The organism is Yoonia sp., assembly GCF_030731595.1.
GTDB lineage: Bacteria > Pseudomonadota > Alphaproteobacteria > Rhodobacterales > Rhodobacteraceae > Yoonia.
This window is the reverse complement of sequence record NZ_JANQTS010000012.1, coordinates 1-7,331: the sequence shown is the minus strand read 5'-3', so window position 1 is coordinate 7,331 and position 7,331 is coordinate 1. Positions and strand designations below refer to the sequence as shown.

Genomic DNA, 7,331 nt, shown 5'->3' with positions numbered 1-7,331 from the left:
TGCGAGAAAAAGCAAACATCCTACCGAAGTTGAATGTGGATGATTGCTTGCCCGATGACAACGATTCACCGGTTAGCAGATCATCCCATCAGCTCAGGTCGCTGATGGAGGCCAGCTTTCTGCACTAATTTGCAATCGACGGGTGAATGGCTCGCATTGCGATGTCATCAGTCTATTCGTCAAAATACGCATTGTGGGTGGTGTAGATTGCGTCAATTGTGGGTGTTAGGCGGTCGAGGTGCTTGCGCAGCACCTCATCGGCTAAAGCCCCATCACCACTAAATAAAGCATCCAGCATTTTTCTATGATCATCATACAGCACGTCCATCGCTTCTCCGCTGGTGAGCGCTAGCATGCAAAGGCGGTCTACCTGTGCTTTATTGTCAGCAATGATTTCGAACGCAAAAGCTTGCTTGGCGGATGCGCAGAGAAGTTTGTGAAACTCATAGTCCAGATCATGAAATAGAGCTGCATCACCCGCCGCTATCGCTTCAGCTTGTTCACGCAGGTTTGCCTTCAACGCCGAATCGATTGAGGTGTCACGATCACTTGCTGCCGCACGGATCACTTCTAGTTCGACAGCCGCCCGCAAAAAACGCGCATTCGCGATAAGCTGACGCGAAAAGGGACGCACTACAGTCGCCCGCTGTGGCCGCACCAAGAGAAGGTTCAGATTGGCCAAGCGTGTGAACGCTTCTCGGACGGGCTGGCGTGAATAGCCAAAAGACTTTGCAACATCCGTCTCTGAAATTTTTGTGCCAGGAAGAAGTTCCAAACGCGTGATTCGTCCAAACAACGCGTCAAATACGACATCACTACTTGTCTTACGTTCAAGAGTTTCGAGTGCTGTCATGTTGATTTTTTCATCCTTCACTTAGCTTACTGTGGCAGAGATAACTTTAGAATAATAGTACAAAGTTGGATACTAGAAGACAAAAAAATCCACATTTACAAAGGATAAGATGAGTAAAGCATGATTTTGTAGAAATAATAGTGTTGACTAGTAACCCAGTTTACGTGTTGAGTGGTCTTATGAGCGAAGGTGTAACTGCCGCGCTTGCTGGGAGGAAACGCAGGACACATCCGCGATTGGATAGTTGCTAACTGGCAACGTGGTCTGCGAAGTCTTTAAAACGCATTCCGGCCAACTTGGGTCGGGCTAAACACGACTTGAACCTGATCTGGGAGGATACAATGTTCAATTATTCACTTAAGACCATGGCTGTGACCGCAGTCCTACTAAGCAGCGCGACGACTGCATTTGCAGACGTCACTTTGCGCGGCGCGAGCATGTTTGATGAAGACCATGCCTTTACCAAAACAATGCGCGAATTTGAGCGACTGGTTGCGGAAAATTATGACGGCGACGTCAGCTTTGATTTGCGCCTGAATGGTGAGTTGGGTGTTGAATCCGACTATGTGACATACCTGAACCAAGGTGTTGCAGTTGATTACACAATCCTTGCCCCCTCCAATATGGCCGTCTTTTCTGAATCAATCCCGCTGATGGATATGCCGTTCTTGTTCCGCGATCTGGAACACTGGGATGCTGTTTTGTCTTCTGATGCATTTGCCCCGCTTGAAGCTGACCTGCGCGAAGCTGCGGGTATTGTGATCGTTGGCTACCATGGCGGGGGTGTGCGTAACCTTGTGTCCGCTGAGCCAATCACAAGCATGGAAGAACTTGCCGGTCACCGCATGCGTGTGATGGGTGCCCCTATTCAGGCACAGACCTTTGATGCCGTTGGTGCGGCACCCGCCGCAATCGCCTACAACGAAGTGTACAATGCGATCCAGACGGGCGTCATCGCTGGCTTTGAGAACGAAGCAGCATCCATCCAGAACCTAAAGTTCTATGAAGTAGCCCCGCATATTTCGCTGACACAGCACACAATTACTGTGCGCCCGATCGTGTTCTCTGCAAAAATCTTTGACGCGCTAGACGCTGACCTTCAGGCCGCCATCATGGCGGCTGGTGCAGAGGCTGGTGCGTTTGGTCGTGCGTTGGAATCTGGCGCTGACGGTGAAATCCTCGCAGAGATGGAAGCAGCCGGGCAGGTTGTTATCCATGCATTCGATGGCCGTGAGCAAATGCTTGAGTTGGTTGGCCCTGTGCAAGATGCCTATGCTGCCGAGTTGGGCGCGACGGCTCTTCTCGAGAACGTGCGCGGAATGTGATCTCCCAGTCAGCGGGCGGAGTTTGTTTTCTCCTTCGCCCGTTGACACTTAATATTGATACGGCTTGTCCGTATCCCACTGCGGAGTATGGCGGGTCATGTTTGGAAACTATCTCGAAACGTTCTGCAAAGGGCTTCGCTTTCTGCTGGGTGCACTGATGGGTGCCTTGGCCATTCCAGTCGCGATGCAGGTGATCTCTCGCTACACTGGGCTGATCCCAACATTTTTATGGACCGAAGAACTCGCGACATTTTTGTTTATCTGGATCGTTATGGTCGGGTCCGTCGTCGCCGTTTGGGATGGTACACACTTTGATGTACGCGTTACACGCGATGCAATGACCCCTTTTATGCGCCTCTTGCAAGACGGCATCGTGCACGTGGCAATCATGATCTTTGGTGCGTTGTTCCTGATTTACGGTATCGAATACGCAGAATTTGGCGGGAAGCAACGATCAGTCATGATGCGTGCCAACCTGATGATCACACATATCTCTGTGCCTATTGCGGGCGGACTTTGGTTGCTCTTTTCAGGGTACCGGCTGTTTGAAACCGTGGCACAATTCCGTAGCCGGAATGGGATGCAATCATGATCCTTGATACCGGTACAGCCGCGACGATGCTGATCGCAGGATTCATGTTCCTGATCTTCATACGCATCCCTGTTGCTTTTGCTTTGGGCCTGTCGACCATTCCGGTTGTCTTGCTAGAGCTGCGGCTTACACCGTTCATCGTGTTGGACCGCATGTTCCAATCCTACAACTCATTTATCCTGCTGGCGGTACCGTTCTTTCTGTTGGCCGCAAACCTTATGAATTCAGGCAAGGTCACAGACCGTTTGATCGAATTGGCACGCGTACTGACCGGCTGGATGCCAGGTGGGCTGGGCCATGTGAATGTGGCGGTTTCGATGCTGTTTGCAGGTATCTCAGGATCATCCACGGCTGATGCGGCAGGCATTGGTAAAATCCTTATCCCCGCAATGCAAAAAGAAGGCTACGACACCCGCTTTGCCGTCGCCATTACGGCCTGTTCGTCAGTTATGGGTGTCATCATTCCCCCGTCGATCTTAATGATCGTTTGGGGTGGCGTCATGCAGGTTTCTGTTGGTGCGCTGTTCTTGGGCGGGGCTATCCCCGGCTTGATGATTGGTCTTGCTTTGATGGCGACTGTTTATGGTTTTGCCAAAGCGCGCAATTATCCAGTGACAGCATCCCCCAATTGGGGAGAGTTCTGGGCCGCGTGGAAAGGTGCAGCACTTGCGCTTCTGACCCCAGTATTCGTTATTGGTGGCATCGTGGGTGGACTGGTGACGCCGACAGAAAGTGCCATCATCGCTGCAGGCTACGCGCTCATTCTTGGAATGTTTGTCTACAAAACGGTCACGGTAAGAGACTTAGGCGATATATTGTATGACACTGCACGCTTTGCCGCGATTTCGCTTTTTGCGATTGGTACAGCATCTGCATTTGGCTGGCTCTTGTCATTCTACAATGCACCGCGCCTGATTGTTAGCGTTCTGACCGCGTGGGAGTTCGGGGCCTTCGGAACTGCTCTTTTGATTGCAGCGTTGTTTCTGATCTTCGGCCTTTTCATCGATGCGATCCCGACCATCATCATCCTTGGCACTGTCTTGATGCCCGTTGCACAAGCTGGCGGGGTTGATCCGATAGCCTTTGCGATCATTGGTATTGTGTCGCTGGCGTTCGGGCTGGTCACGCCGCCTTATGGGCTCTGTCTGCTGATCTCGGCGGCGATAGGCGGGCTCAATGTTGTGCAGGTCCTCCGCGAGGTCGTCTTCATCCTTGCGCCAATGTTGGTCATCCTGATTTTACTGGCTGCATTCCCTGAAATTATTCTCTGGCTCCCCAAAACAGTTATGCCGGGAGCATTCCAATAAACACGCCTCTGAGGCACCCAACACCAGTGAAATCATCATTTCGCGAAAGAAAGGATCACTATGAAACTTGCAGGCAAAACCGCAATCGTCACCGGAGGCGGCCGTGATATCGGCAGTGCAGTTGCAATCAAACTTGCGTCCGAAGGGGCCTGTGTTGCGATCAACTATTTCTCAAGCTCTGAAGGCGCCGACAAAACGGTTGCCGCGATTGAGGCCGCAGGCGGCAAAGCATTCGCGATGCAAGGTGATTTAAACAAGAAGGCAGACGTCGACGCACTGGTGGCCAAAACAGTCGATACCTTTGGGAGCGTCGATGTTTTGGTAAACAATGCAGGCGGTCTGATTGCGCGCAAAACAATCGCGGAAATGCCGGTTGAGCATTGGGACGCCGTCATGAGCCTGAATGTTACCAGCATATTCATGATGACCCAAGCCTGTCTTGCGCAGATGAAATCTGGTGCAATCGTCAATCTGGCGAGCCAAGCCGGGCGTGACGGTGGCGGTCCGGGTGCAGTTGCTTATGCGACGGCCAAAGGTGCAGTGATGACCATGACACGTGGTTTGGCCAAAGAACTAGGTCCCGAAATTCGGGTTAACGCGCTTTGCCCCGGTATGATCGACACAGATTTTCACAATATCCATACACCGGATGCAGGCCGTCGCGGGTTTGAAGCCAACGCGCCGCTGAAACGTCAGGGTCATGTTGATGACGCCGCAAATCTTGTGTTGTTCCTCGCGTGCGATGACAGTGCATTTGTTACGGGCACAAATGTTGATCTGAACGGTGGCATGCTGTTTTCATAAGTGGAAGGAATGTAAGCATGTCCCAATTCCCAATCGTTCCCACCGGCGAAAATGTAACCCGCCAAGTGCTGTCAAATCATCCTGATCTGATGGTCGTTGCGTTTCGATTTGCTGCTTCAGGCGCAGTTGGTGCCTTGCATGATCATCCGCACGTGCAGTCGACATATGTCGAAAGTGGCAGGTTCCGCTTTACCCTTGGTGACGACGTTCAGGAATTTGGGCCCGGCGACAGCTTTGTGATCCCTTCCGGCCAGAACCATGGCTGCGTTTGCTTGGTGCCGGGCAAACTTGTGGATACTTTCACCCCGCGCCGCGACGACTTTTTGTAGCGTCGATGCGGTTTCTGGCGATCGGTGAATGTATGGCAGAGCTTGCCCCTTTGGGGCAGCCAGACGAATTTAAGCTAGGATTTGCAGGCGATACGTTCAACACAGCATGGTATCTGGCGCGTGTCGCGCCAGATATTGACGTGAGTTATCTGACGGCCGTTGGCGATGATGCGATATCTCAGAATATGCGTGCATTCATGCGTAAAAGTCAGATCAACGACGCCCATGTACAGGTCATCGCCGGCAAAACAGTTGGACTTTATCTGATACATCTCAATAACGGAGAACGTAGTTTCTCATACTGGCGCGATAGTTCGGCGGCACGCGCGCTTGCTGCCAACCCGGCTTTGCTTAATCAAGCAATGCAAGATGCAGATCTCATTTATTACTCAGGCATTACGCTCGCCATTCTCGATCCACGGTCGCGCGAAACCCTATTCAAAGCTCTGAACAAGGCCCGTGCTGAGGGAAAAACTATCGCCTTTGATACAAATCTCAGACCAAGACTTTGGGCAAGCGCCGAAGAGATGAAAACGACGGTCATGACGGCCGCGTCTAAATCTGATCTTGTGCTGCCTTCGTTTGAAGACGAAGCCGCTTGGTTTGGGGATCGCAACTCTCTTGAGACACTAGAGCGATATGAAAAAGTAGGCGCACGGCAAGTCGTTGTCAAAAACAGTGCGGAACCTGTAAAGTTCCTGCAGGGGCACAAACGCGGTGAGATTGAGGTCGATCCAGCAACTGATATCGTCGATACAACCGCAGCGGGGGATAGCTTCAACGCAGGTGTACTCGCAGAAATCATGAGGCATGGTGATATGGCAAAGGGCATATCAACGGGGTGTCGGTTGGCTGGTCACGTCGTCCGCCACAAGGGCGCACTTGTCCCTGTTGAACCCAGTTAAGGAGCGGTACCGATATGAAGCAGACATGGCGCTGGTTCGGACCCACTGATGCAATTTCGATAGCTGAAATCAAACAGACTGGTGCGATCGGTATTGTCTCGGCGTTGCATCATATTCCGGTCGGGCAAGCTTGGTCAGTTGCAGATATCGCGTTGCGTCAGAAGCAGATTGAAGTCCCTGATGGGGTGCCATCTGGCTTTACTTGGGATGTCGTCGAAAGCGTCCCCGTTTCGGAAGCGATCAAGTTGCAAAAGGGTGCAGTAAAAGACCACATTGATGCCTACAAAGTCAGTCTTCGTAATTTGGCATCACAGGGCATCAAAACCGTCTGCTACAACTTCATGCCGGTATTGGACTGGACGCGAACCGACCTGCGGTATCCTTTACTGAATGGCGGAAACGCAATGCGGTTCGATCTTGTCGACTTTGCTGTTTTCGACTGCTTCATTCTCGAAAGGCATGATGCAAAGGATGACTATGCGGCTGCTGTCAGTGACAAGGCCAAAGCCATCTTTTCGACTATGAACGATGGTGAACGGTCCGCGTTATCGCAAAACATCGTTGCAGGCTTGCCGGGCGCCAATGATAGTTGGTCATTGGACGATGTGCGGTATCAGCTGGATGCTTACGCAGGCATGACGCCAGAAACACTAAGATCTCATCTCGTCGATTTTCTATCCGAGGTTGTACCAACAGCAGAAGCACTTGGTGTTCGTCTATGCTGCCACCCTGATGACCCGCCCTTTCCACTGCTTGGTCTGCCACGTGTGATGTCGTCGGTTGATGATTACACGAAGGTTCTAAAAGCCGTCGACAGCTCAGCAAATGGCGTGACGTTTTGCACAGGCTCCTTAGGCGTCGCCCATGATTTTGATCCCGTCAAATTCATCAAAAGCTGCGGCGACAAAATTCACTTTGCACATCTAAGGAACGTCGTCCGTACAAGCCCGATGGGTGACAACACGCCTAGCTTTACCGAAGCAGAGCACCTGGCAGGTGATGTCGACATGGTTGCAACAATTCGCGCCCTTCTCGCTGAAGAGCAGCGTAGACGAAACGACGGACGCTTGGATCATGAAATCCCGATGCGACCTGACCATGGTCATGCATTGCTCAGTGACCATGATCGCCCTGTGCAGCCGGGGTATCCGTTGATTGGCCGGATGCGCGGCTTGGCAGAACTACGCGGCGTTATGGCAACTTTGAGCTCCATTGC

General features: G+C 51.9%; 8 protein-coding genes. 7 read left to right on the top strand and 1 reads right to left on the bottom strand.

Translation table 11 applies throughout. The features are described 5' to 3' along the window. Nucleotides 1–172: 172 nt before the first annotated feature. Nucleotides 173–874, bottom strand: a complete 702-nt coding sequence (locus NWQ23_RS01210; protein ID WP_306164408.1) for a GntR family transcriptional regulator — start codon at nucleotides 872–874, stop codon at nucleotides 173–175. Nucleotides 875–1,290: 416 nt separating this feature from the next. Here NWQ23_RS01210 and NWQ23_RS01205 point away from each other — a divergent pair, with 416 nt between their 5' ends. The 7 genes from NWQ23_RS01205 to uxuA all read left to right on the top strand — a co-directional run. Next, the gene (locus tag NWQ23_RS01205) at nucleotides 1,291–2,178 is read left to right on the top strand and encodes a TRAP transporter substrate-binding protein (protein ID WP_306164407.1); all 888 of its coding nucleotides are present in this window, start codon (nucleotides 1,291–1,293) and stop codon (nucleotides 2,176–2,178) included. 97 nt (nucleotides 2,179–2,275) lie between these two features. Further along, nucleotides 2,276–2,770: a TRAP transporter small permease gene (locus NWQ23_RS01200; protein WP_306164406.1), complete on the top strand. Its 495-nt coding sequence runs from the start codon at nucleotides 2,276–2,278 to the stop codon at nucleotides 2,768–2,770. Next, the gene (locus NWQ23_RS01195; protein ID WP_306164405.1) at nucleotides 2,767–4,077 is read left to right on the top strand and encodes a TRAP transporter large permease; all 1,311 of its coding nucleotides are present in this window, start codon (nucleotides 2,767–2,769) and stop codon (nucleotides 4,075–4,077) included. Before NWQ23_RS01200 ends, NWQ23_RS01195 begins: the two co-directional genes overlap by 4 nt. A 60-nt stretch (nucleotides 4,078–4,137) precedes the next feature. Further along, nucleotides 4,138–4,881 carry an SDR family NAD(P)-dependent oxidoreductase gene (locus NWQ23_RS01190; RefSeq protein WP_306164404.1) on the top strand — a complete coding sequence of 248 codons (744 nt, stop codon included), beginning with the start codon at nucleotides 4,138–4,140 and terminating at the stop codon, nucleotides 4,879–4,881. A gap of 17 nt (nucleotides 4,882–4,898) precedes the next feature. Beyond that, nucleotides 4,899–5,210 (top strand): cupin domain-containing protein, encoded by a 312-nt coding sequence (locus NWQ23_RS01185; protein WP_306164403.1) that lies wholly within the window; start codon nucleotides 4,899–4,901, stop codon nucleotides 5,208–5,210. Between the two features lie 5 nt (nucleotides 5,211–5,215). Further along, a complete protein-coding gene (locus NWQ23_RS01180; protein ID WP_306164402.1) occupies nucleotides 5,216–6,115 on the top strand; it encodes a sugar kinase in 900 nt (299 codons plus the stop codon). A 14-nt stretch (nucleotides 6,116–6,129) separates the two neighbouring features. Continuing rightward, the coding region (uxuA, locus tag NWQ23_RS01175; RefSeq protein WP_306164401.1) for a mannonate dehydratase at nucleotides 6,130–7,331 on the top strand (1,202 nt) is incomplete at its 3' end.